The 22,813-nt window shown below is 66.8% G+C and carries 22 protein-coding genes and 2 pseudogenes; 13 read left to right on the top strand and 11 right to left on the bottom strand.

Annotation, left to right across the window (positions count from 1 at the left end):
- Positions 1 to 115 precede the first annotated feature (115 nt).
- The 7 genes from ESO89_RS13040 (at position 116) to ESO89_RS13010 (ending at position 9,114) form a co-directional block, all read left to right on the top strand.
- The gene (locus tag ESO89_RS13040; protein WP_128905914.1) at positions 116 to 1,987 is read left to right on the top strand and encodes a site-2 protease family protein; all 1,872 of its coding nucleotides are present in this window, start codon (positions 116 to 118) and stop codon (positions 1,985 to 1,987) included.
- A 104-nt stretch (positions 1,988 to 2,091) separates the two neighbouring features.
- Complete coding sequence (locus ESO89_RS13035; protein WP_128905913.1) at positions 2,092 to 3,405, top strand: ornithine cyclodeaminase; 1,314 nt, start codon at positions 2,092 to 2,094, stop codon at positions 3,403 to 3,405.
- Positions 3,402 to 3,998: a GNAT family N-acetyltransferase gene (locus ESO89_RS13030; protein ID WP_128905912.1), complete on the top strand. Its 597-nt coding sequence runs from the start codon at positions 3,402 to 3,404 to the stop codon at positions 3,996 to 3,998. The genes ESO89_RS13035 and ESO89_RS13030 overlap by 4 nt, the downstream gene beginning before the upstream one ends.
- A gap of 244 nt (positions 3,999 to 4,242) precedes the next feature.
- Positions 4,243 to 4,668, top strand: coding sequence for a universal stress protein (locus ESO89_RS13025; RefSeq protein WP_128905911.1), 426 nt, complete (start codon positions 4,243 to 4,245; stop codon positions 4,666 to 4,668).
- A gap of 111 nt (positions 4,669 to 4,779) precedes the next feature.
- Entirely contained in the window at positions 4,780 to 5,652 is an 873-nt protein-coding gene (locus ESO89_RS13020) for a sulfurtransferase (protein ID WP_128905910.1), read from the top strand.
- A 52-nt stretch (positions 5,653 to 5,704) separates the two neighbouring features.
- Positions 5,705 to 6,700 (top strand): Vms1/Ankzf1 family peptidyl-tRNA hydrolase, encoded by a 996-nt coding sequence (locus ESO89_RS13015; RefSeq protein ID WP_128905909.1) that lies wholly within the window; start codon positions 5,705 to 5,707, stop codon positions 6,698 to 6,700.
- 239 nt (positions 6,701 to 6,939) lie between these two features.
- A complete protein-coding gene (locus ESO89_RS13010; protein WP_128905908.1) occupies positions 6,940 to 9,114 on the top strand; it encodes a hypothetical protein in 2,175 nt (724 codons plus the stop codon).
- 7 nt (positions 9,115 to 9,121) lie between these two features.
- Here ESO89_RS13010 and ESO89_RS13005 read toward each other — a convergent pair whose 3' ends face one another.
- The 3 genes from ESO89_RS13005 to ESO89_RS12995 form a co-directional block, all read right to left on the bottom strand.
- Positions 9,122 to 9,559 carry a rhodanese-like domain-containing protein gene (locus ESO89_RS13005; RefSeq protein ID WP_128905907.1) on the bottom strand — a complete coding sequence of 146 codons (438 nt, stop codon included), beginning with the start codon at positions 9,557 to 9,559 and terminating at the stop codon, positions 9,122 to 9,124.
- Positions 9,559 to 9,885, bottom strand: coding sequence for a cupin domain-containing protein (locus ESO89_RS13000; protein WP_128905906.1), 327 nt, complete (start codon positions 9,883 to 9,885; stop codon positions 9,559 to 9,561). Before ESO89_RS13000 ends, ESO89_RS13005 begins: the two co-directional genes overlap by 1 nt.
- An 83-nt stretch (positions 9,886 to 9,968) precedes the next feature.
- Positions 9,969 to 10,955, bottom strand: a complete 987-nt coding sequence (locus tag ESO89_RS12995; protein WP_128905905.1) for an alpha/beta fold hydrolase — start codon at positions 10,953 to 10,955, stop codon at positions 9,969 to 9,971.
- Positions 10,956 to 11,153: 198 nt separating this feature from the next.
- Here ESO89_RS12995 and ESO89_RS12990 point away from each other — a divergent pair, with 198 nt between their 5' ends.
- Both ESO89_RS12990 and ESO89_RS12985 read left to right on the top strand, forming a co-directional pair.
- Positions 11,154 to 12,737, top strand: coding sequence for a sulfatase (locus tag ESO89_RS12990; RefSeq protein WP_241686229.1), 1,584 nt, complete (start codon positions 11,154 to 11,156; stop codon positions 12,735 to 12,737).
- Positions 12,737 to 13,159, top strand: coding sequence for a GtrA family protein (locus ESO89_RS12985; protein ID WP_128905904.1), 423 nt, complete (start codon positions 12,737 to 12,739; stop codon positions 13,157 to 13,159). Before ESO89_RS12990 ends, ESO89_RS12985 begins: the two co-directional genes overlap by 1 nt.
- 30 nt (positions 13,160 to 13,189) lie before the next feature.
- On the opposite strand, the gene ESO89_RS12980 is transcribed toward ESO89_RS12985, so the two are convergent.
- From ESO89_RS12980 to ESO89_RS12970, 3 genes are all read right to left on the bottom strand, one after another.
- On the bottom strand, positions 13,190 to 13,891 hold the full coding sequence (locus ESO89_RS12980; protein ID WP_128905903.1) for a TVP38/TMEM64 family protein: 702 nt from the start codon (positions 13,889 to 13,891) through the stop codon (positions 13,190 to 13,192).
- A gap of 61 nt (positions 13,892 to 13,952) precedes the next feature.
- The gene (locus ESO89_RS19320; protein WP_343133582.1) at positions 13,953 to 14,252 is read right to left on the bottom strand and encodes a DUF5615 family PIN-like protein; all 300 of its coding nucleotides are present in this window, start codon (positions 14,250 to 14,252) and stop codon (positions 13,953 to 13,955) included.
- A gap of 90 nt (positions 14,253 to 14,342) precedes the next feature.
- Positions 14,343 to 14,588 carry a DUF433 domain-containing protein gene (locus tag ESO89_RS12970; RefSeq protein WP_128905901.1) on the bottom strand — a complete coding sequence of 82 codons (246 nt, stop codon included), beginning with the start codon at positions 14,586 to 14,588 and terminating at the stop codon, positions 14,343 to 14,345.
- A 98-nt stretch (positions 14,589 to 14,686) separates the two neighbouring features.
- Here ESO89_RS12970 and ESO89_RS12965 point away from each other — a divergent pair, with 98 nt between their 5' ends.
- Positions 14,687 to 15,835 (top strand): type I restriction enzyme HsdR N-terminal domain-containing protein, encoded by a 1,149-nt coding sequence (locus tag ESO89_RS12965; protein ID WP_128905900.1) that lies wholly within the window; start codon positions 14,687 to 14,689, stop codon positions 15,833 to 15,835.
- Positions 15,836 to 15,976: 141 nt separating this feature from the next.
- Here ESO89_RS12965 and ESO89_RS12960 read toward each other — a convergent pair whose 3' ends face one another.
- Positions 15,977 to 17,053 (bottom strand): tyrosine-type recombinase/integrase, encoded by a 1,077-nt coding sequence (locus ESO89_RS12960; RefSeq protein WP_128905899.1) that lies wholly within the window; start codon positions 17,051 to 17,053, stop codon positions 15,977 to 15,979.
- 302 nt (positions 17,054 to 17,355) lie between these two features.
- Here ESO89_RS12960 and ESO89_RS12955 point away from each other — a divergent pair, with 302 nt between their 5' ends.
- Entirely contained in the window at positions 17,356 to 17,580 is a 225-nt protein-coding gene (locus ESO89_RS12955; protein ID WP_128905898.1) for a helix-turn-helix domain-containing protein, read from the top strand.
- A gap of 2 nt (positions 17,581 to 17,582) precedes the next feature.
- Positions 17,583 to 18,377, top strand: a pseudogene (locus ESO89_RS12950) (hypothetical protein); the annotation flags it as partial.
- Between the two features lie 95 nt (positions 18,378 to 18,472).
- Here the strand turns inward: ESO89_RS12950 and ESO89_RS12945 are convergent.
- The 4 genes from ESO89_RS12945 to ESO89_RS12930 all read right to left on the bottom strand — a co-directional run bounded on the left by ESO89_RS12945 (position 18,473) and on the right by ESO89_RS12930 (position 21,574).
- On the bottom strand, positions 18,473 to 19,432 hold the full coding sequence (locus ESO89_RS12945; protein WP_128905896.1) for a hypothetical protein: 960 nt from the start codon (positions 19,430 to 19,432) through the stop codon (positions 18,473 to 18,475).
- A gap of 83 nt (positions 19,433 to 19,515) precedes the next feature.
- Complete coding sequence (locus tag ESO89_RS12940; protein WP_128905895.1) at positions 19,516 to 20,355, bottom strand: hypothetical protein; 840 nt, start codon at positions 20,353 to 20,355, stop codon at positions 19,516 to 19,518.
- Positions 20,352 to 20,849, bottom strand: a complete 498-nt coding sequence (locus ESO89_RS12935) for a hypothetical protein (protein WP_128905894.1) — start codon at positions 20,847 to 20,849, stop codon at positions 20,352 to 20,354. Before ESO89_RS12935 ends, ESO89_RS12940 begins: the two co-directional genes overlap by 4 nt.
- Positions 20,850 to 20,875: 26 nt before the next feature.
- The gene (locus ESO89_RS12930; RefSeq protein ID WP_128905893.1) at positions 20,876 to 21,574 is read right to left on the bottom strand and encodes a hypothetical protein; all 699 of its coding nucleotides are present in this window, start codon (positions 21,572 to 21,574) and stop codon (positions 20,876 to 20,878) included.
- 726 nt (positions 21,575 to 22,300) lie between these two features.
- Here ESO89_RS12930 and ESO89_RS12925 point away from each other — a divergent pair.
- Positions 22,301 to 22,813, top strand: a pseudogene (locus ESO89_RS12925) (IS66 family transposase); the annotation flags it as partial.

The following is a 22,813-nucleotide window of genomic DNA, read 5'->3' as shown; positions in this document are numbered from 1 at the left end:
TACTTGGGTGTTGAGTTCGCGGCCCTCTCTCGGGACTGGTACAGCGGCGGCGACCGACGGCGACCGGCTCCGATAACCGAACGGCTTACACCCGACCGACACGGACGTGTCGGTCATGAACGCCCTGACGGACCTGTTCGCCGCGAACGCGCTGTTGTGGGTCCTCACGGGGGTCCTCGCGTACTCCGCGGCCGCGATGTGGCTCCGGAACCGCGGGGTCCTCCCCGAGTCCGTCCGCGTCTCCGGACCGGTACTGACCCTCAGAACCCTCCGCGGCCGCGTCTTCCTCGACCGACTCGCCGCGCCGAAGCGGCTCTGGCGGGCCGTCGCGAACCTCGGGCTCGGCGGCGCCTTGGTCGCGATGGTGGGCTCGTTCGTCCTCATCCTCTCGTCGGCGCTCTCCGCGATCCGCACCGTCCAGCCCTCCGCGATCCAGCAGCCGCAGAACTTCCTTATCATCCCCGGCGTGAACGACTTCCTCCCGCTCTCGGTCGCGCCCGAGATCGTCGCCGGGCTCGCGATCGCGATGGTCGTCCACGAGGGGGCACACGGCCTGCTGTGTCGGGTCGAGGGGATCGACATCGAGTCGATGGGGCTCGTCTTCTTCACGTTCCTCCCGGTCGGCGCCTTCGTCGAGCCGAACGAGGAGGCGACGCAGGAGGCCTCCCGCGGCGCCCGCGCCCGGATGTTCGCCGCCGGTGTCACCGCGAACACGGTCCTCACGGTCCTCGTCTTCGCGCTGTTGTTCGGCCCCGTCGTCGGCGCGATCGCGCCGGCCCCCGGCTACGCCGTCGGCGAGGTGACGCCCGAGTCGCCGGCCGCGGCCGCCGGCATCGCGTCCGGCGACCGGCTGGTCGCGGTCGACGGCGCGCCAGTCGACACCGCCGAGGAGTTCGAGGCCGCGCTCGCCGACGCCGGGGAGACGGTGAGCGTCACCGCCGACGCCGGCGATGGGGAGCGGACCGTCGAGGTCGACCGCGAACTCCAGGTGATCGGCTCCGCCGGCGGGAACCCGCTCGGCGTGACGATCGAGTCGGAGCCGGTGGCGATCGCCTCGGTCAACGGCGAGCCCGTGGCGACCGAGCGGGGGTTCCTCGACGCCGTCGGCGACGCCGAGCGCGCGACGGTGACCGTCGACGCAGACGGCGCGGCCAACGCCACGGTCGACTCCGAGACGGCCGAGATCCCCGTCGGCGCGTACGCCCTCGGCGTGCAGGAGGACGGCCCCCTCCACGCGGAGGGCGCTCCCCTCGGCGAGCCGATGACGATCGTCGCGGTCGACGGCGAACGCGTCCGGAACAACGACGAGCTCTCGGCGGTGCTCGGCGAGCGCGAGCCCGGCACGACCGCCGAGGTCGTCGCGTACGACGCCGACGACGAGCGCGTCAGCTACGACGCCGAACTCGACCCGCACCCGAACCGCGGCGGCGGGTTCATCGGCGTGAGCGTCTTCCCCGGCTCCAGCGGGCTCGCGCTCGACGACTTCGGCGTCTCGGAGTACCCGGCGGGCGCGTACCTCGAACTGCTCGGCGGCGACGGCGACGAGGGCGCGACCGACGGGCTCGTGCTCGGCGGGCTCACGGACTCCCCGCTCGGGCTGGTGTTCGCCTCGCTCATTCTCCCGCTCGGCAGCCTGTTCGGGCTCCCGTTCAACTTCGCGGGGTTCACCGGCGAGGTGACCAACTTCTACGCGGTCGAGGGCGCGTTCGCCGCGCTCGGCGGCGGGACGTTCCTGCTCGCGAACCTCCTCTTCTGGACCGGGTGGATCAACATCCAGCTCGCGCTGTTCAACTGCCTGCCGGCGTTCCCGCTCGACGGCGGCCGCATCCTCCGGATGATCGCCGAGGCGGTGGTGAGCCGGACCCCCGTCTCCGACCGCCACGCCGCGGTCCGGACGATCACGGTCTCCTCCGGGCTCGTCATGCTCGCCGGGCTGGTCATGATGATCTTCGGCAACCAGATCCTCATGGCGCTCGGACTGTTGTAGTCCCGAATCGCGGCGCAGGAGGTCCCCTGATTCGCGGCACAGGAGGACCCCGCGACGTTCGCCGAATGGGAAACCGGTTTCTCCGCGGGGCGAAAGCGTAACCCATGAGCCACTCACGCACCGTCGAGATAGAGGGCCACATCATCGACAGCGGGACGATGCAGCGCTGTTTCGGCGCGGTGATGGATCTCGGCGGCTCCTTCGACGTCGAGCAGTTCGACGTGGGGACCCACGAGGAGGCGGAGTCGTATTGCCGGATGGCGGTCTCGGCCGACGACCCGGAGACGCTGCAGGCGATCCTCCACGAGCTGCACCAGAACGGCGCGGTGCTCGAGGACCCGACCGACGTGGACCTCGTGGCGACGCCCGCCGACAAGGTCGTCCCGCCGGACTTCTACTCCACCACGAACCACCCGACCGAGGTGCTGTACGACGGCGAGTGGATCGAGGTCGAGCGGATCGAGATGGACTGCGCGCTGATCGTCGATCCCCACGGCGGCCCCGACGGCGCCCCCCGGGCGTACACGAAGGTGCTCAACGCGGTCGAAGAGGGGGATCTCGTGGCGACCGACCAGTCGGGCATCCGCGTGAAACCCCCCGAACGCCCGCGCAGCGGCGGCGGCGCGTTCGGCTTCATGCAGGGCGGCGTCTCCTCCGAGCGCCCCTCGGAGTCGACGATCCGCGAGGTCGCCGAGGAGCTCCGCGAGGTGACCGAGGCCGGCGGGAACGTGATGGTCGTCGCCGGCCCCGCCGTGATCCACTCGGGGGCGGGCGACGCGCTCGCCGAGCTGGTCGAGGCGGGCTACGTCGACGCGCTCTCGGCCGGCAACGGCTTCGCCACCCACGACCTAGAGCGCTCGCTGTACGGCACCTCGCTCGGGATGGACGTGGAGACGCTCGAACACCCGCGGAAGGGCCACAAACACCACATCTGGACCATCTCGGAGATCATCCGCGCGGGCGGGATCGAGGCCGCCGTCGAGGACGGGATCGTCACGGAAGGCGTGATGTACCAGTGCGTCGAAAACGACGTGGACACCGTGCTCGCGGGCTCGATCCGCGACGACGGCCCCCTGCCGGACACGATCACCGACGCGGTGGCGGCGCAGGACGCCATCCGCGAGCAGGCCCACGAGGCCGACATCGTGTTGATGCTCGCGACCCTGCTCCACTCGGTCGCGGTCGGGAACTGCCTCCCCTCGACGACGAAGACCGTCTGCGTCGACATCAACCCCGCCACCGTCACCCAACTGCTCGACCGCGGCTCGGCGCAGGCGGTCGGGATGGTCACCGACATCGGGACGTTCGTCCCCACGCTCATGGAGTTCGTGCTGGAAGGGGAGGACGGAGCAGTCGCGGTCGGCGCGGACGGCGCGGACGGCGCGGACGGCGGGCACCCTCACGACGGCGAGGAATGACCGCCGACCTCCGCCCGTACGACCCCGAGACCGACGCCGACGCGCTGTCCGGGCTGAAGACCGCCTTCGAGCGCGGGCTCGGCGAGTCGACCGGCGGCGAGGAGAAGGCCGCCGCCTACGAGGGGAAGCTCACCGACGACTACCGCGAGCGGTGGCTCGCGTGGGTCGACCGCTGCGTCGCCGACGACGAGCGGTGCGTGACGGTCGCGGTCGACGGGGGAAGCGACGAAAGCGACGACGAGGGAGGCGACGAAAGCGACGGGCGCGACGAAAGCGACGGGCGCGACGAAAGCGACGGGCGCGACGAAAGCGACGCGGACCTCGTCGGCTACGTCTTCGTCCTCCCAGAGCGACTCGCGATGGTCTGGGACGCCGCCGTGATCAACGAGCTCTACGTCGCTCCCGCGCACCGCGGGACCGGCGTCGCCGACGACCTGATGGACGCCGCCGTCGCCCTCGCCGGCGATCAGGACCTCCCGCTCGACCGGATCGTCCTCGACGTCGATCCCGCGAACGAGCGCGCCAAGGCCTTCTACGACCGCCACGGCTTCGAGCCGTGGGGCGAGCTGGTTGCGCGCTCGCTCGACGGCTGACTCTCGGACGCGGCGGGTCCTCCCTACTCCGGATCGGGGTACGCCCGCCGCCACAGCAGCCGCGTCGGATAAGGCTCTCGACCGGTGCCCGGCGGTCAGACCGGCGGCCTCCGGTTCGAGGCGATCGACTCCCTCCGGTTCGAGGTGATCGACCCCCTCCGGTTCGGGGCGAACCGACGGCCGGAGACTCAGGACCCGGGAACGCCGGACAGGAGTTATGTGGCTCTCGGACTCATCTCCGGGTATGAGCTATCTCGTTGCAACCGACGGGTCGACGGAGAGCGACGAAGCCGTCAGGTACGCCGCGCGACAGGCGGTCGCGTTCTACGAGACGCTCGAGATCGCCCACGTGCTGACGCCGGACTCGGAGTTGGTCGACGGGACGATCATCCTCCCGGGCGAGGAGGCCGCCGTGGAGGCGGGCCAGGGGGTCTTGGAGAACGCCCGCACGATCGCCGAGGAGGCGGTCGGCGACGAGCCGATCGACGTGGAGACCCAACTGCTCACCGGCCGTCCCGCCGACGCGATCACGGACTACGCGGCCGAGCAGGCCGTCGACGCCATCTACGTCGGCCACCGCGGCCTCTCGGAGGAGCGCGAACAGGTCGTCGGCAGCGTCGCGAAGAGCGTCGTGGACAAGGCCGACGTTCCCGTGACGGTGATCCGGTAGCGCGGCCGATCCCGGTCCGCCGGCTCCGGCGTATTGTCGGCGCGTCCGAGACCACGGCAAGGACCACCAATACCGGGGGTTCAAAAACGGTCGGGCACGTAACACGATTCGATGTCCGAAGACGCACTCGTCACGGCGGACTGGGTGGAATCGAACCTCGAGAAGTTCGAGAGCGACGACCCGGCGTACCGGCTCGTCGAGATCAACAATCCGACCGTCACCGACGAGTCGGAGTACACGCCCTACGGGGAGGGTCACATCCCCGGCGCGCTGAACTTCGAGTGGGACGAAGTGTTCACCGACGAGACGGAGCGCGACATCGTCTCGAAGGAGAACTTCGCCGAGCGAAACGGCGAGGGCGGCATCGAGGCCGACACGACGGTCGTGGTGTACGGCGGCGGCCGCGTCCCCAACTGGTTCGCGCTGTTCGGCTACTGGATCGACAAGTACTACGGCCACAACGACGTGCGCGTGATCGACGGCGGGAAGGGGTACTGGGTCGAGAACGACTACCCGCTCACGACCGAGGATCCCGACTTCACGCCGCGCGAGTACGAGGCCCGCGGTCCCTTCGAGAGCGTCCGCGCCTACAAGGACGACATCGACAACGCCATCGAGGAGGGGCTCCCGATGGTCGACGTCCGCTCCCCCGAGGAGTTCTCCGGTGAAGTCATCGCCCCCGAGGGGCTCAACGAGACCGCCCAGCGCGGCGGCCACATCCCCGGCGCGAGCAACGTCCCGATCGGTACCACGCTGAACGAGGACGGGACGTTCAAGAGCGCCGACGAGCTACGCGAGCTGTACGCGGACGCCGGCGTCGACGGCGACGAGTCGACGATCGCCTACTGCCGCGTCGGCGAGCGCTCGTCGATCGAGTGGTTCCTCCTGCACGAGCTGCTCGGCTACGACGACGTCCGCAACTACGACGGCTCGTGGACCGAATGGGGGAACCTCGTCGGCGCGCCGATCGAGACCGGGGAGTAGCGCGGACCGCCGCAGACGCACCTTTTAGGTCTCGGGGGGTCGCCGTTCGGGTATGATCGACAGGCTGCTCGGGCGCGCCGAGCTGAAGGAGCGGATCGAGGAGCTGGAAGAGGAGAAGCGCCACCTCGAACGCCGCGCCGAGGCCGAGGAGGAGCGCCGCTCGGACGCGGTCGCCGACCGCCAACGCGCCGAGGAGCGCGTCAACGAGCTCGAACACCGGATCGAGTCGCTGGAGGAGCGTCTCGATCGCACCGAAGGCGAGGAGGAATCGGTCGAGTTCCGCCGCGTCGGAGACCTCCGCGGCCCGCGGCTGGCCGACGCGCTCGGGCGCTTCCGGGCGGTCGAGAGCGACGACCCCGAGGGGCTTCTCACCGCCTTCGTCCCGGACGAGGACGCGGTGCCGTCGAGCGTCGCGGAGTGGTTCGGCGACCGGACCCGGCTCGTCCGACGGGCCGCCCCCGCGGTCGTCCTCGCCGACGACACCGGCGCCGTGAGCGCGGCGCTGACGTCCCCGATCGAGCCGGCGCCGTTCGACCGGTGGGGCGACCGGTTCCGGCTCGACGAATCGTGGTTCCGCCCGACCGGGCGGTTCGCCTTCGCGCTCGTCCGGTCCGACACCTTCGCGCTCGGCGTCTACGAGGGGGACGAACGTGTCGCGTTCGAGGGGTTCACCTCCGACGTGAAGGAGGCCCACTCGAAGGGCGGCTTCTCGCAGGGGCGGTTCGAACGCCGGCGCGAGAGACAGATCGACGACCACCTGAAGAAGGCGACCGCGGCCCTGACGGCCCTCGACGACCGAGACGGGGGCGACGCCACCGCCGATGCCACCGCCGACGACCCCGCCGATGCCACCGCCGACGCTACCGACGACGACCCCGCCGACGCTCCCCCGGTCGACCGGACGATCGTCGTCGGCGAGCGTAGCGTGCTCGGTGAGGTCAGGGAGCACGCCGACGTCACCGACGTCTCCGACGCGACCGGGAAGCCGCGGGACGCGCTCGACGACGCGTTCCGCGGCTTCTGGACGACGCGGCTCCGCGCGATCTGAGGACCGGGGTCGCGAACGGGGCGCCGCGTCGGGACCGATGCACCTTCAAGGAGCGTATAACTAAGGCTCCCCTCCGATACCCGTCGCACGGAGGGACCCGTCACACGCTCCCTCCCCCTTCCTCGACCACCCGCGTCACGAACTCGACCCGACGCCGCCCGGGTCGTGTCAGCGCGCCCAGGATTCGTGTCAACGCGCCCACGGACAGTCCTATATCCCGCCCGGGCGGTACGACATCCATGAGCCGGCGCGAGCCGTCTACTGGCGTTCGGACCGCCGTCGTCGCGCTCTCGGTCGCCGCGCTCCTGACCGTCGCCCTGACGGTCGCCGGAGTCGCTCCGGCCGCGGGCGGCGCGGACCACGGAGGGGGCGCAGTCGTCGCCGGCGAGACGAACCCCGCCGTCGAGTCGCGCTCGGGGAGCGCCGCCGCGGGTCCGACGGCACAGACCGCCGGAGACGACGCCGACGCGATCCGGTTGCGCAACGAACTGGCCCGGACCGGCGAGCGCGGGACGGTCGGCGTCACGACGCGAGCGGCGATCCCCGACCGGGTCACGGAGCTCGAAGTGACGCTGCTCAGCGCTGCCGACGCCGACGTCGAGGCCGACGGGTTCGTCCGGGCCGACGACGCCGGACCGGACGGGTCGGTCTGGGAGTGGGACGGCGAGACCGCCGATCCCTCGCTCTCCTACGCGATCGACGCGAACGACACCGCCGAGGAGGAGGGGCCGCTCGCGACCGCCGGCGCCTACCGCTTCGTCGACGCGGGCGAGTGGGCGCTCGTCCGGACCCCCCGCGTCGCCGCCGCGTGGTCGTACACCGGGCAGTACGAGGGACAGGTCCGGCTCGACCGCGAAACGGTCGTCGCCGGCGAGGGCGTCGCCTCGCGGTCGATGGCGTTCCTCGGACCGCACGAAGAGTACGTCCGCGAGGCCGCCGGCCAGCGCTACCGGCTGATCGTCCCCGACGCCGCGGACCCGGTCGCGCCCCCGGACGAGGTGTTCGACGCCTTCGCGGGCGCGTCGACCGCGCTGCGGCTCGGCGCCCGCGACGCGGAGGTGGTCGCGTTCGCCGCCCCCACGGGCGAGGTGTCGTGGGGCGTCCGCGGGCTCCAGATCGGCGACGCGGACCTGTGGGTCCGGGACGGGGAGCCCGTCGGCACGGCCGCGGACGTCTGGACTCACGAGTACGTCCACACCCGGCAGGCGTACCGCGCCGAGGCGAGCGCCCGATGGATCGCGGAGGCGAGCGCGACCCACTACGCCGCGCTGTTCGCGCTCGACCGCGGCGCCGCCGGCTTCGAGGAGTTCGAGCGCACGCTGGCGCGCGGCGAGCGCGAGCCCGACGCCTCGGCGGTGCTCTCCGACCCGACCACGTGGGAGGGGTACGCCGACTACACGAAGGGCGCGCTCGTCGCCGGCGAGATCGACCGCCGGCTCCGGGCCGCGACCGACGGCGCCGCGTCGCTGGCGACGGTCCTCCGCGACCTCAACGAGGCCGACGGGCCGGTCACCAACGAGGACGTCCTCGACGCGGTCGAGGCGGCGGCCGCCGAGGGCGCGGACGACGCGACCGCGGCCGAGATCCGCGCCGACGCCGAACGTCTGACGACGACGCGGGCGACCGCCGAGACCTGGGACCGAGACGCCCACGCGGCGGCGTTCGGCGAAACCCCCGCGCAGGTGGGGTACGAGCTCGCGCACGACGGGATCAGGGCGACCGGGGAGTACCGGAACCGGACCGTCGCCCGCGACCGCGTCGAACTCGTCGTCGGGGAGTCGCTCGAAGCGGAGATCGTCGCGTCCAACACCGGCGGCGCGACCGGGGGCTACGATCTGTCGCTCTCGATCGACGGTGAGCCGGTCGCGAACCGGTCGGGGACGCTCGGCGCCGGCGCCGAGACGGTCGAGCGCTTCGAGCACCACTTCGACTCCGCCGGGGAGTACGAGGTCCGGATCGGGAGCGAACGTCTGACCGTCGCCGTTTCCGAGCCCGCGCGGCCGCGCGTCCGCAGCGTCTCGACCGACCGCGACCGCGTCACCGCGGGCGAAACGATCGTCGCGACCGCGACCGTCGGCAACGACGCGAGCGTGCCCGCGGGCGGGGAGATCGCGTTTCGGATCGACGGCGAGACGGCCGCGACCGCGCCGGTGCGGCTGGACGCCGGCGAGGAGGCGACGATCGAACGCGAGATAACCGTCGACGGCGACGGGGGGCCGCTGGGCGTCGGCTCCGCGGACGCGACCGTGAGCGTCGTCGGCCCGGTCGACGAGGCGTCGACGACGGTGGCGGTCGAGAGCGATGGTCCGATCTCGACCGACGGGGCGCCCGGGTTCGGTCCGGCGGTCGCCCTCGTCTCGGTGATCGTCGCCGGCGCGGCGTTCACGGGTCGCGGTCGGCGGGAGAATAGCTGACGAACCCCTAAAACGGCGCGTCCGGTCCCTCGTCGGCGTCCGCGGTCAGGTTCCCCTCGCCGTCGGTTCCGGGGGTTCCGTCGGCCGCCGTCGGGACCAACTCGCCGGCGTCGCGCTCCCACGCCTCGATGCCGCCGCGGAGGCTCTCGACGCGAGCGTCCTCGATCCCCGCGTAGCTCCCGATGAGCTGGGCCGCCTGCCGGCTGGCGACCCCGTGGGGACAGACGGTGACGATCCGCGCGGCGCCCTCCAGATCCGCGACGCGGGTCGTCAGCTCCGGGAAGGGGATGCACTCGCTGCCGGGGACGTGCCCGCGGTCGAAGGCGCGCCGGTCGCGGATGTCGACGATTCGGAGGCCGTCGTCCACCCGTGTCCCGCCATTTTGGTCGTCATCTCCGTCGGCGAGCAGCGCCGCCAGCTCGTCCGGATCGATCTCGCCGTCCATCAGGGGAGCGGGCAGAGGCTGGCGGTAATGACGGCGCGCACGTCGGCGTCGTTCCGGGCGCCGTGGACGGTCCTGCGCTCGTTCAGGACGACGGCGGGCGCCGCGAGCGACTCCTCGTCATCCCCGCGAACGAGGGTCGGTTCGCCTTCGAGCACGTGGAAGACGTTGGTGGCGTCCCCGTGTTCGTGCGGGTCGACGGTCGCGCCGGGTCCGAGCGCGAACGCCTTGACGAGCACGTCGTCTGTGACGGCCAGTTCCGCGGTCTCGACCTCTCCGGCGTCGGGCGCGAGGTCGTCGACGGCGTCCGCGTATCGATCGAGCGTCATACCGTGTCGTCGCCGCCGTCGATATAAAAGGCGTTTGGCGGGCGAGACGTGCCGACGAGGCGGGGACGGTCGCCCTCGGCGGGCTACTCCCGCGCACCCGGCGGGAGGGGGTCGGCGTGGTCGGCGATCGCCTCGGCGACGCGGTGCGGCTCCTCGTGGACGACCCAGTGGGTCGCCGCGTCGAGGGTGAGGAGCCGGCCGTCGGCGCAGCGCTCGACGCTCTCGCCGGCCAGCCGCGTCGAGAGGAAGCGGTCCTTCGCGCCCCAGATCACGAGCGTCGGGACCTCGACGGTCTCCGTCTCCGGGGTCGGGCGATCGCGGACGATCGCCCGGTACCAGTTCACCATCGCCTCGAACGCGCCGTCGCGGTTCCACGCCCGGCGGTAGCGCCCGAAGTCCTCGTCGCCGAACGTCCCCGGATCGCTCGACTCCCGGAGGCCCCGCACGGCGAGGCGCCAATTCCCGGCGCTGGCGACCGCCTCGGGGAGCTTCGGGAGCTGGAACGCGAGCACGTACCAGCTCTTGAGCCGCTGGTCCCACGAGCTCCGGAGCGCGCGCTCGAAGACGGTCGGGTGCGGCACGTTGACCGCGACGAACTCCGAGACGCGGTCGGCGTGGTGGAGCGCGAGCCACCACCCCACCGCGGCGCCCCAGTCGTGACCCGCGACGGCGGCGGTCTCGCGGTCGTAGGCGTCTATCACCCCGACCGCGTCCCGCGCCAGCGCGTCGATCCGGTAGTCGCGCACGGCGGGCGGCTTCTCCGAGAGGTTGTAGCCGCGCTGGTCGGGCACGACGACGCGGTAGCCCGCGTTGGCCAGCGGCGCGATCGTCTCGTGCCAGCCGTACCAGAACTCCGGAAAGCCGTGGAGCAGGACCAGCAGCTTCCCGTCTTCTGGGCCGGCCTCGACGACGTGGAGGCGGACCTCTCCGGTGTCGATCGCCCGCGACTCGCCGGGTACTCCCTCGGGGATCTCGTCCGGCGGCACGGCCTCGTCAAGCGCCCCGACTCCGAGGCGTCGGTCGCCGGTCGACTCCCCCTCGCGGCTCGCCTCGGTCGACGCGTCGCTCATGCGTCCCTCTCGGGTCGCAAGCGGCAAATAGCTACGTTCCGTCAGGGACTCGCGCCGCGCGCCGTCGTCTCGGGAACCGAAATCCTCAAGCCGCTGGCAGACCGCCGTCAGGTATACTAGTGATTCTGACGGTCGGCCCTGCGCGACCGGTCAGGCCGACCCGCGGTTCGGCGGCGTCAGACCCCACTCTCGCATAACATGGTATCGGACACGTCGGCCTCGGACACAGCGGCATCGGCCCCTAAGTCGTCGGATTCGGCCGGTTCAGAATCTGGTAGTTCGAATTCGACCGGACCGGATTCGACGGACCCGGATTCGACATCGGACGGTGCGATATCTAACGTTCTTCTCGTCACGATCGACTCGCTCCGGGCGGACGCGATCGCTCCCTACGACGGCGACCGGCATTCCCCGGTGCTCACCGAGCTGGCGGCCGACGGGACCGTCTTCGACCGCTCGTTCGCGACCGGTAACTGGACGCCCTTCTCGTTCCCCTCGCTCCTCGCCTCCGATCCGGTCTTCGCTCGAAACGGCGACATCGGCGTGAAGGGCTCCCGGACGCTCGCCTCCGTGCTCTCCGAGGCCGGGATCGCGACCGGCGGCTTCAACGCCGCGAACGGCTTTCTCACCTCCCACTGGGGGTATCCCGAGGGGTTCGACGAGTTCGAGCCGTTCGTCACGAGCGTGGGATCGAGCCGGTACAGCCGGTACAGCCGGTACCTCGCGGCGCACCCGACGGTCGAGGCGTGGATTCAGCTCGTCACGTCGCCGTTCCGCCGGCTCGGCTCCAAGCTCCGGGGGGAGAGCGACGAGCGCCCCTTCCTCGACGCCTCGCGGATGTTCGACGTCGAGGACGCCGCGACCGACTTCGTCGACGACACCGACGACCCGTTCTTCCTGTGGGTCCACTACATGGACACGCACACCCCGTACGTCCCCGCGCCGCGGTACATCCGCGAGGTCTCCGACGGGCTGGTCGGCACCCATCGGATGCTCCACGCCCACACCCGCACGAGCCTCGGCTGGGAGGTCGGTGAGCGGACCCTCCGCGAGCTCCGAACCCTGTATCAGGCGACGGTGCGACAGGTCGACGCCAGCGTCGGACGCCTGCTCGACGCGCTCGAAGCGGCCGGGATCGCCGACGAGACGGCGATCGTCGTCGCCGGCGACCACGGCGAGGAGTTCCAAGAGCACGGCCACCTCGCGCACTACCCGAAGCTGTACGACGAGCTGATCCGGGTGCCACTCATCGTGAACGTCCCCGGCGAGGACGGGGGCCGCCGCGTCTCCGAACACGTCGGGCTCGACGCGATCCCGCCGACCGTCGCCGACCTGCTCGGCGTCGACTCGCCCCCCGAGTGGCGCGGCGAGTCGCTCGCGCCGACGGTCAGCGACGGCGCGTCGCCGGATCAGGACCCGGTCGTCTCCGTCACCGTCCGCGGAGAGGAGGTGACCGAACAGCCGATCCCGCGGTCGCTGTCCGACGGCGACCTCCTCGTGAGCGTCCGCGACGACGAGTGGACGTACATCGAGAACGCGGACACGGGAGAGACGGAGCTGTACCACCGGTTGTCGGACCCGACCCAGCAGGAGGACCTCTCCGTTGACCCGTCCGACGAGGCGCTCGGGGTCGTCGAGCGGTTCGCGCCGATCGCCGCGGACCACGTGGCGGAGCTCCGCGACAGACAGGCCGACGCGGAGGCGGCGGAGGCCGGGGAGGGCGAAGATGACGAGGTCGACGAGGACCTCGAGGCCCGCCTCGAAGCGCTCGGCTACAAGTGATGATCCGCGCCGTTCTCAGGGACCTCGCGACGGGACCGGTCGCGGTCCAGCTCCGGCGGTTCGTCGTCGTCGGCGCGACCACCGCGGCGATCCAGATGGGGCTGCTCTGGCTGTTCGTCGACACGGCGGGGCTGAACTACCTGATCGGCGCGACGATCGCCATCGAGATCACGATCGTCCTCTCGTACGTGCTCAACAACGCGTGGACGTTTCAGGCGAGCCAGAACACGGGCACCGCGGAGTACCTCTCCGGCCTGCTCAAGACGAACCTGGTCCGCGGCACCGCCATCCCGATCCAGCTCGCGGTCCTCTACGCGCTCGTCGAGTGGGCGAGCCTCCTGTACCTCGTCGCCAACGCGGTCGCCATCTTCCTCAGCGGGCTCTACCGGTTCGTTCTCGACTCCCAGTGGACGTGGGGATAGCGGTGAACGGCGGGCTGCCCGCCGAGTGAGTCAGAACGGGAGCCGCGGCTCGATGCGAGCGACGAGGTCCCTGACCGTCTCCTGTTTGTAGTAGCCGACGACCGACGCGACGACGACCAAGGCGATGAGCGCGAGCCCCGAGAGGAGTCGACCGCTCGCCAGTTCGCCGCCCGCGTACACCGTGAACACGTACGCCGGCAGCCGGCCGACGCTGATCACGGCGATGAAGGTGGGAAGCTTCCACTTCGTGAGCCCGCTCAGAAAGCAGATCGCGTCGTCGGGAAGCCCGGGGATGATCACGAACGCGAACAGCCCCGGGACGCCCACCGTGTCGACGAACTCGTCGAAACGGGCGATCACGTCCTCGTGGAGCACGTCCTCGACGAACGACCGGCCGTACCGCTTCGCGAGCGAGAACGCGATCGCGCTGCCGATCAGCACGCCCGTGAGGCTGTAGACCGTGCCCCAAAAGGAGCCGAACAGGTAGCCCGCGACCAGAGCGACGACCTGTCCGGGGATCGGCGCGACGATGACCTGGAGGGCCTGAATGGCGATGAACACGAGCGGGGCGAGCACGCCGAACTGCCGGAGCCACGTCCGCAGCGCTTCGGCGTCCGTGATGAGCCCCGCGTACTCGCGGACGAAGAGGGAGAGGCCGACGAACCCGATCGCGACCGCGACGAGCGCGAGGATCCCCCGCCGTCTATCTGACGCCGAGGCGAAGAGTCTCATTCGTGTTACTCCCGGCTAGCGGTGGACTTGAAGCTTGTCAAAGTCGTAGTTGTTGGGTCCCCTACGTCCACTCAGTCAGATTCGTCACCAGCGGCAGATCTCCAGGGTCGGGAACCCACGAGATCAGTTCGTCGACGCGGTCCGCGATCTCGTAGGTGTCCATCGTGTCGTCGCCGTAGTACACGACTGGAACCGGCCCTCGCTTCTCGGGATCGAGAAAGTCGGAATCGTGCGTCAGCACCACGTATCTCCGGTCGTGAGATATCGCCGTGAGCGCTTCGTCATGGACTCCTTCTTCGAGGATCTCGTGAACGTGTTCGGCCGTGTGTCCTTTTCCCCGGAACGATTCGGCGACCCACAGGCTTGTGTTCTCGTCGAGGAGTATCCGGTACTCTATCGGACGCTACGTCTGCTCTCGCTTGAGCTCGGCGAGCGTCTTCGCGCCGTCGTCTCACGCCTCTTTTTCGCGGCCGGCTCGTTCCCGCTCGGCGTCGCGCATCTCGTCGGGATGGCTGTGGTAGTACTGGAGGGCGCCGTAGACCTCGGCGACATCGAGATCGAGCCGTTCGGCCACCCCCTCGGCAGAATGTCCGGCCTCCCCGACGAGCCCCTGGATGCGACGTACCGTCACGCGCCGCCCCTCGATGTGCGGCTCCGCGTGAAAGTCGGTCGCGATCCGGACGGATGACTGCGCCATACGGTCGATGATAAATTCTGACAGGGTATCAAGATATCGCCACACAGCAAATCATTCGCAGGGTTTGATAAGCCGTCGCTGCGACGTGACAGAATAAGATGAAGAGGGACGCTGTTGAGGAGTATGTCGAAGGATCTGACGCCGTTTTCGACTCTTCTCCACAAATGGACGAGGCCAACACGAAAGCCGCCGTTCTGCGTGACTTCTTGAGCCTTCTCGACTGGCAGATTCCACAGAACACTCAGCTCGAATATTCTGTCGAGGCGTTCGGGCAGACCTACAAGGTTGATTACGCTCTGATTCTCGATGGAACGCCAGTCGCATTCCTCGAAGCCAAGGGTGCAGACACAGCCCTGACCGACGACCACGAAGACCAGTTGTCGTCGTACATGATGAACAAAAACGTTACATACGGCATTCTCACGAACGGGAAGCAGTACCGATTCTTTCAGCGCCGTGTGGATGCCTCAAACGTGGACGTACAGAAGGTGGGCGATGTAGCCCTCGACGACCTACCCAACCGCCTTGCTGTTTTGAAGGCTTACGAGAGGGACGCTATCGAATCGGGAGAATCCGGTAAAATCCTTGGTCGAATCAATGAGCTACGAGAGGCTCGCCGCACCCTCAAAACAAATAAAGACGGCTTGGCAGTCGACCTTTCGAACACACTGGCTGACGGGGTCTCTGACTCTATCTTATCTCTCGCAGAAACACAGGCGAAGGAGATGATTGATCGGCTTATCGCGGATATTGAATCCGAAATAGACACCGATGGTGGTGACACAGACGATTCGATAGGTGGTGGTATCGAACCAGTAGAAAACCATCTGGTGGGACGAATTAGACGCTCTGAAGTGGATGGCAATGTCGACGCGAAGGTCGCAGTGTTTCCGACGAAAGAGTCCGGTTTACCGTTCCTCAAAGAGAACAACGCCTGGGGTTTCGTTCGTGTCGGGAGTGAGTTCGAGTATGTCGCGATGTACGTGACCGGCGATGTCCGTGAGGTCAAATACCTGGCTACGGTTAAGGACGTAGTACCCCCGGAAGAAGCCGAATTATCTCGCCCTATCAATGAGTATGCCGACGGTGCGAAGATCGCCGACGACAAGATGGTGATTCGTTTTGAACCGAGGAGCCTATACGAATTGGAAGATCCGGTCCCCTACGAGACCAAGTATCCGCAAGGGCTTCGCTATACCACGCTTGGAGCTCTTCGATCAGCAGAGACGACCGACGATATGCTCTGATTGATGCAAAGATAACTAGATTTATAAAGAGTAGACAGCCGTCTCGTGACTCCTGAACGGATGCGGGAAGAAGTGGGCCGGCACGACGGCGAATTAGGCCTGTGAGCAGGCGCCTCAGTGGTGTTTCTCTGGCGATTCATCTTACTCGGCGGTGAATTCGGTGTCATTTGCGAAATCGAGTTTCTGGAGGTGTTCTCGGCGGCTGTTCATCTGGTCGTGATAGCGAGACCACCGCTGGCTGTCGGTGGCCCAATCGTAGTGATCGCGGATCGTCTGGACCGAGGCGTTCACGCGCTGGGCAACGATCTCGGGGGGGATACCTGCGTTCAGCATCCACGTCACCGCGCCGGTGCGAATCCGGTGCGGTGAGCGAGACGATGGACACTTGCTGGCGTGGGTGTACTCGGTGTACTCGCAGCTGGGCCGCTCCTTTCCGTGGGGGCAGGGTGAGTGAAGACACGGCTGGGTGGCGACGTACGACCAATTGCGGATCGTGTTCTCGGTTGGCCGCCCGTATCGGCTCGCGAGGTACGGCTGCCGATCGTGGCCATCGCGAACGTCGTAGCGGTTCCCCATGAACTCGCGAAGCACCGCGGCGACCTCATCGCGGAGACTGACTGGACGCTCCCCGTGTTGCTTGTTCTTCAAGGGGGTTCCCGTCTTCGGGCGGTGATGGAATTCGACGTATCCCTCTTCGGGGTACACGTCTCGAACGTCGAGCGCGCGGAGCCCGCCCTGCCGGGCGCCGGTGTGCCACGCCAACTCCAGAAAGGCGTGCTTCCTGGTCGCACGATGAACCTCCGAATCGCGGTAGTAGTTCAGCAGCGCGAAGGCCGCTTCGGTCGACAGGCTCTCCGAGTTCGCCCGGTCGGACGGGTCGAGGTCGGGAACTCGAACCGAATCGGAGAGGTCCTCCTCGACGGCGCCGAGTTGTTCGAGGTACTCGACGAACGTCTGAAGCGTCCACATCTCGCCTTCGAGGGTCGCCGGAGCGATCGCCCCGCTGCGCAGCTCGTAGTACTCATCGATGTCGTAGCCGCGGAGGTCGCCGATCCGGTCGATCCCGACGCCTTGGCACCACTCGACGAACAGCTTCAGCCGGTACTTCCACGACTTGACGCTAGCGTCAGTCGAGTCAGAACGTCGTCGACGGAGGTACCGGGTGACCGCTTCGCGCGGGTGGAGGTCGCCGGGGTCGTGTGCGCGGTCCCGGCTCACAGGTAGCCCTCCGGGGCGTTAAGTCGGCTGGTTGCCGCGCGATCACGTCCGTCGTGGGGGGATTGAATACCCCTGACCGTGTTTGCTGACATGGCTTTCGTGCCTCAGTCACGGAAGCCCACGCGAACCCGAGGGCCTATCTCGGGGTTCGCTTTTGGTCGGGTCGTCGATCTCGATGCGTAGCTTCCGTTGAGTCTATCGTATGGTGGCTAGTATTTAGTTATTGCTCAATAATTAGTTACCACTTGGTCCTTAATCTCGGACTCCTGATAATTATAGGGGTGGTCTTAGTACGAGAAGGCATGGCTGGACGACCAGAGGACACGACAGATGAGGAGATCCTCAATTTTTTCAGAGAATCAGAGGACCTCGTGTTCTCCACAGGTGAAGTAGCCGCTACACTCTCCTACAGCCAACCGGGGATGTTCAAGCGATTGACCAAGCTTGAGGAAGGCGGAAAGGTCGAGTCGAAGAAACTGGGCGGGACAAAAGCATGGTGGCTCGCCGAGAACGAACGCGAGGATTAGTAATGTACACTTTCGAACCAGACGAGATAGATACGCAACGAGCTGCCCATCAAGCATTACTGCAGGGATGCGAGGGAGGGGAGCGGAAGCAGAAACGAATCGGGAACCTCGGAGAAATCGCCTTCGAGAGGTTCTGTCGGGAGTACCTTCCTGTGGAGATGTGGACATGGATGAACGAGGAGGCAATTCGAAGATGCAATCCCGAGAGCTTCAGCAGCTATGACTTCGAGGTGTTCGGATACGAAGTCGACGTGAAGACTTCTCGAGACATTTCCGCATTCAAGCCCGGTGCGCTCGTCGAGGCGGATTCAGATGACGACATTATTGTGATGGTTTGGCACCGCGACAACGAGGACGAGCTGATACTCGTAGGGTGGGAGTGGGTCAAGAGTCTCACCACGAAAGTCGAGATGGACGAGGAATATACAGGGGACACTCCTGCCAAACTGGAACCAATTTCGATGAATCAGATGAATGAACTGATCGACCTCGGTCCAAACACAGCACACCTGAATCAGATTCCTGAGAATCCGTTCACACCGGGCGATCGGGTTGAGAAGATTGAGGATCATCAAGGCGATCCTGCAGTCGTAATTGAAGTGCTGCCTCCAGAGACAGAGGCGAGTATTTACGGAAACACAATGACAGAGGAAGCAGTAAACGTCGCTTTTCCACCCCACCTTGATGAAGGACCTGGTGACTGGAAAACGATCGACGCAGGTAAATTAGCCTCATATTGCGACGACCAGGATATTCGAATGTATACGTACAAGCACTCTAACTTGGAATTCGCAAAAGAATAGGATACCCGCGCTCCCCCCCGCAGGGAGGGGTCGCGCGGGCGGCCGCCCACTGCATGGGTGGGTGGGTCGGTGGGTGGATCACCGTGGAGTTAGGGAGCTGGTCCGCGTTCGCGCAGCTCGGTGAGGAGATCGGGCCAGTCGAGGTCTTTGCTGAATAGGTCGGGTTCGAGGTCCCACTTCCAGGGTGCGGCGTCGTCCGGGTCCGGTTCGACGGTCGCGGGTTCGAGGTTTTCGACGGTGCCGCCGAACAGCTGGTCGGTCGGCTTGTCAGCATCGGCCGGCCAGTCGGCGAAGAAGTCGACGTCTTTCTTCGAGTGTTTGAAGAACGCGGTCGTGAACAGGCGTTTCAGCTCTGGGTGGCAGTCCTTCCCCGTGTGGAACACGGTTCCGAAGACGTCGACATCAACCTTCGCCATCCGCTTGGCGAGCGGGGAGAACTGCGCCGCGACTTCGTAGGAGTTCGTTCGGGCGTCGAAGTGGGTCGAGCCTTCGTCGACGAAGACGAACTTCGGACGGTCGCGATGCTCGATACAGGTAACGGCGAGGTCGTGGGCGCTGGTGACGACCTTGTCCGTGAGCGGCCACGTCCGCGAGTTCGAGATGACGAGGAGATCGTCGACGGTCGCGGAGCGCAGCTCGGCGAGCAGCGCCATCAGGTTCGTCTTCCCCGTGTTCGGGTTGCCGGCGCCGCCGATGAACGCGGTCGCGTCGTTGTTCGTCATCACGTCGTCGAGCCGTAGCGGGAGCCGCAGCGCCGAGCCGTCGAGGTCCTGTTCGGTGACGCCGACCAAGTGCGAGAGGAGCATGGCGTTTCCGGACCGAATCGCCTCGGACGCCTGCCGGGACTGTTGGGTCCGGTCGACGAGGTCGAGCAGTTGCGAGCTCTCGACGAGGTCCGGGTCGAGGTCGTTCAGGAACACCGAGGCGGACACGTCGTCGGGGTCGATCGCACCCGCCCGCGAGTCGAGGTCGCGGTGGGTGTCGATGCGACCGGCGAGCTGTTCGCCGAGTTTCGCCGCGGTCAGCATCCCCTCGTCCACGTCAGGCATCGGTCTCACCCTCTGCGAGTCGGTTGATGTTGTCGAACACGCAACCGTAGTGCCCGCACTTCGGACAGATGCGTGGCTGCGGCTCAGGCATCCGGGGTCACCTCCGTTTTCTCCGAGTGGCCGTTCCGGTCAGCAGGCGGGTCCTCGGGAGTTCCGAAGTCGAATCCGGACTTGTGGTCGAGGTCGTCGAGGTCGGCGTCGTCGACGAGGTCCGAGAGGTCCGAGTCGGCCGCGTCGTCGAGGCCGAATTCTTCTAGCTCTTGGTCGATCGCGCGCTCGATACCCTCACCCGAGTCGGGCAGCGAGCCGTCCTCAAACAGCTCGACGATACGCTCGACCGTGTTGCGGGTCGCCCGGCGGACCACGACGAACGCGGAGCTTTCGAGGATGAATCCGCGCTGGGCGTCGGCTTGCAGCTGGCCGCGACACTCGTGGACGGCACGGAGCGCGCGGGTGAGCTCCCGATCGTCGAGCGTGCCGCGCCACGTCCCCACGACGGTCATGTCTTCGAGGTCGACCTGTTTCCCGACGTAGAGGTTCGGAGACAGCTGGGTGAGGTCGTAGGTCGAGTTGACGAACTCATCATCGTCGAGGATTTCGAGCTCGCGGAAGTCTTCGAGGGGAAGCCGGTAGATCCCGCCGTCGAGCACGCGGGCGTCGAGGTCGATCAGGTAGACCCACGCCGGATCGTAGAGCCACGAGATGACCTTGTTGCCGACCAAGAAGCCGAGCGGCGACAGCGCGACGGCGGCGACGGTGAACACGTACCAGAAGCGCGGCACTTCGAGGTCGAACCCGACGATCATCGAGACGCCGACGAGCGCGAGCGAGCCGGCGACGAGTTCGGGGACGCGGCCGTGCAGCCAGTCGAGTATCTTGACGTGACGGGGCGGCTCGGGTCGCGGTTTTGGTGCGTCCCTCATGCTAACCTCTCGGGGTCCTCAGCGCGTCCGTAGACGACCTTTGCGACGAGGAAGATGGTGACGACGGCGACACCAGCGCCGCCGCCGAGTCCGGCGGCTTGCGCGTCGGCCGCGGTGAACGGGCCGGCGACGATCGTCGAAGAGGTGCGGACCTCCTTCTGGTACAGCACGTCACCCGCGGCGATCGTGACGCCCTCGGAGCCGCCGTCGACGGTGACCGTCATCCGAATCGTGTTGCGGCCTTCGTCGAGCGAGACGCGCCGCTGGGCGAGGACGCCCGAGCCCTTGCGAAAGGCTTCGGTGACGACGACGGTTTGCGGGCCGTCGGTGTGGATGTCGATCACCACGTCCGAGCCGTCGAGTTCGGCGCCGCAGATGGCCGTGTACTCGTTGATGCGTTCGGTACACTCCGCGGTTTGGTTCGTCGACGTGGCGTTCGTCGCCTCCTGCGCGGCGACGCCGCCGGTCGCGACGGCTGTCGCTACGAGCAGCATGGCAAAGATGGAAAGAACCCGCATGGTCAGTTATTGATGACGCCGAGCGCGACTAGTGCGCCGACGACCAGCGCGATACCTTTCTCCTGGGCGGAGAGACCGGACCAGCCACCGCCGCCGCCGGTGGCGGTGTCGTGGACGTTCTCGGTCGCCTCCTTGTTGGCGGTGTAGTTCTCCTTGAAGATCTGGTTAACCTCCTCGTTGGAGGTGTCAGACGAGGCAAGCGTCCGGTCGTTGAACGAGACGCCGTCGGCGCCCTCCGCGGAGACGATGTCGAACTCGTCGGTGAGTTCGACGATCTCCCCGCCGGGGCCGTCGGCGGTCGAGCCGTCGTCGGTCGTGTTGGTGGAGTTCGTGTCGGTCGTGTTGCCCGTGACCGAGTCGACCCCTTCCGGGGTGTTGACCACTGCGAAGATCGAGCCGGGGATGGTGCTCGCGTTGTGGGTCTGTCCGACCGTGAGCGTGTTGCCCTGATGGGCCGTCCACGAGAGTCTTCCCGTGAGTTCGAGGTCGCCACTCTCGTCCTTTTTCGGGACGGAAATCGTGACGACCTGCTCGCTCATCGGGTAGCCCATCGCGCGCAGCGCCATCGCCGCCTCTTGGTAGTCCGTCGCGGTCGAGGCCGTCTCGGTCAGGTGTTTCGGGCCGACAGCTTCGTACAGGTCGATCTCGCCGTCCTTCGCCGGCTGGTAGTAGGACGAGACCATCGTCGAGACCTCACTCATCATCGCAGAGTGAGCATCATGGAGATCAACAAGCAGCTGATACCATCGTCGAGCGTTCATGGCCGTTACCCGAGCGTTTGAGACATCAAGACCACTGTCTACCGAGTCGTAGTTAGCCGGGTCAGGCTTCGTCATGACCAGCATATCACCGAACCCACTATCAGACGGAGCCGTAGACTCAGACTCCTCGTAAACAGCAGGCTCAGGGTCTATTCGGCAATTATAGTCATTTTGAGCATCGTATCCAGCAGCTCGGTAGCTCAGAGACTCACCATCAAGCAGAGTCACCGTTTTATCTGCGTAATCATCCGTCCCGACTACCATCGCAGTCAGAGACGTATCAGTTTGGGCATCAGTCTTAGCATTCCAGAGTTCAGCGCCCTGAAGACCACCGCCCCACGGCTGCCCACCGAGCATTTGCTGAACAGCCTCAGCGCGCTGAAGACGGATGTTAAACGAATTGTAGATAGACCGTTCGACGGTCGCGTAGGCATCGTTTATCACATCTTCAGCGGCAGCGGTGGCATCTGCCTCAGTACCCGAGTCGACACCCTGTTCGTAAATCCGTATGTGTTTAGCCCGAGCTGATTTCGCCACCATCTCATAGGAGGCGCACAAATCGGGCTGTATGAGCTGGCAGCGGAGGTTCGTGATGATCCACAGGGATGGGCTCCGTCGCGGAGCCCATCCCGTTGCCTCCGCTGTCTGTACTGGAAGGTGGGATCTGTGAACGGAGATGATCTCACCAAGGACGAGTTGCTCTCCCGGTTTTTGCAACTTGAACAACGAGTCGAAGAGCTTGAACAAGAGAACACACAGCTCCGAGAGAAGTTGCAAGAGAAAGACGAGCGGGTCGAAGAACTCGAAACACGTCTTCGCAAATACGAGAATCCGCACACTCCACCCAGCAAGCGACGGTCGGGGACCGATGAGTCCCCGACCTCGCAGGACGACGAAGACGACGATGTCCGAACTGATGGCGGTACTCCTGGTCGAAAGGACGGTCACGATCCGGAGTGGCGTTCTACAGCTGATCCCGACGAAGAAATCGAAGTCACCTGTGACTGTTGTCCTGAGTGTGGCGACCACTTCGACGAGTCGGTGGGCGTCAGCCCCCGACTCGTCGAGGAGATTCCTGATCCGCAGCCCCCAGAAATCACCCGGTACAACCGCCACTACTACCAGTGCGATTCCTGTGGAACAGAGACAGTTGCGGCTCACCCCGACTGCCCCGATGAG

This window comes from Halorubrum amylolyticum (genome assembly GCF_004114995.1).
Classification (GTDB): Archaea; Halobacteriota; Halobacteria; order Halobacteriales; family Haloferacaceae; genus Halorubrum; species Halorubrum amylolyticum.
This window is presented reverse-complemented; position numbering and strand designations above follow the sequence as displayed.

Excerpts from the sequence above, each read along its gene's own strand:
- ESO89_RS13040 (WP_128905914.1), top strand. The coding sequence starts at position 116 with ATGAACGCCCTGACGGACCTGTTCGCCGCGAACGCGCTGTTGTGGGTC.
- ESO89_RS12940 (WP_128905895.1), bottom strand. The coding sequence starts at position 20,355 with ATGAGGGACGCACCAAAACCGCGACCCGAGCCGCCCCGTCACGTCAAG.
- ESO89_RS13025 (WP_128905911.1), top strand. The coding sequence starts at position 4,243 with ATGAGCTATCTCGTTGCAACCGACGGGTCGACGGAGAGCGACGAAGCC.
- ESO89_RS12955 (WP_128905898.1), top strand. The coding sequence starts at position 17,356 with ATGGCTGGACGACCAGAGGACACGACAGATGAGGAGATCCTCAATTTT.
- ESO89_RS12990 (WP_241686229.1), top strand. The coding sequence starts at position 11,154 with ATGGTATCGGACACGTCGGCCTCGGACACAGCGGCATCGGCCCCTAAG.
- ESO89_RS13020 (WP_128905910.1), top strand. The coding sequence starts at position 4,780 with ATGTCCGAAGACGCACTCGTCACGGCGGACTGGGTGGAATCGAACCTC.
- ESO89_RS13015 (WP_128905909.1), top strand. The coding sequence starts at position 5,705 with ATGATCGACAGGCTGCTCGGGCGCGCCGAGCTGAAGGAGCGGATCGAG.
- ESO89_RS12945 (WP_128905896.1), bottom strand. The coding sequence starts at position 19,432 with ATGCCTGACGTGGACGAGGGGATGCTGACCGCGGCGAAACTCGGCGAA.
- ESO89_RS13010 (WP_128905908.1), top strand. The coding sequence starts at position 6,940 with ATGAGCCGGCGCGAGCCGTCTACTGGCGTTCGGACCGCCGTCGTCGCG.
- ESO89_RS12995 (WP_128905905.1), bottom strand. The coding sequence starts at position 10,955 with ATGAGCGACGCGTCGACCGAGGCGAGCCGCGAGGGGGAGTCGACCGGC.
- ESO89_RS13035 (WP_128905913.1), top strand. The coding sequence starts at position 2,092 with ATGAGCCACTCACGCACCGTCGAGATAGAGGGCCACATCATCGACAGC.
- ESO89_RS12985 (WP_128905904.1), top strand. The coding sequence starts at position 12,737 with ATGATCCGCGCCGTTCTCAGGGACCTCGCGACGGGACCGGTCGCGGTC.
- ESO89_RS13030 (WP_128905912.1), top strand. The coding sequence starts at position 3,402 with ATGACCGCCGACCTCCGCCCGTACGACCCCGAGACCGACGCCGACGCG.
- ESO89_RS12935 (WP_128905894.1), bottom strand. The coding sequence starts at position 20,849 with ATGCTGCTCGTAGCGACAGCCGTCGCGACCGGCGGCGTCGCCGCGCAG.
- ESO89_RS13000 (WP_128905906.1), bottom strand. The coding sequence starts at position 9,885 with ATGACGCTCGATCGATACGCGGACGCCGTCGACGACCTCGCGCCCGAC.
- ESO89_RS12970 (WP_128905901.1), bottom strand. The coding sequence starts at position 14,588 with ATGGCGCAGTCATCCGTCCGGATCGCGACCGACTTTCACGCGGAGCCG.
- ESO89_RS12930 (WP_128905893.1), bottom strand. The coding sequence starts at position 21,574 with ATGAGTGAGGTCTCGACGATGGTCTCGTCCTACTACCAGCCGGCGAAG.
- ESO89_RS13005 (WP_128905907.1), bottom strand. The coding sequence starts at position 9,559 with ATGGACGGCGAGATCGATCCGGACGAGCTGGCGGCGCTGCTCGCCGAC.
- ESO89_RS12980 (WP_128905903.1), bottom strand. The coding sequence starts at position 13,891 with ATGAGACTCTTCGCCTCGGCGTCAGATAGACGGCGGGGGATCCTCGCG.
- ESO89_RS12965 (WP_128905900.1), top strand. The coding sequence starts at position 14,687 with ATGAAGAGGGACGCTGTTGAGGAGTATGTCGAAGGATCTGACGCCGTT.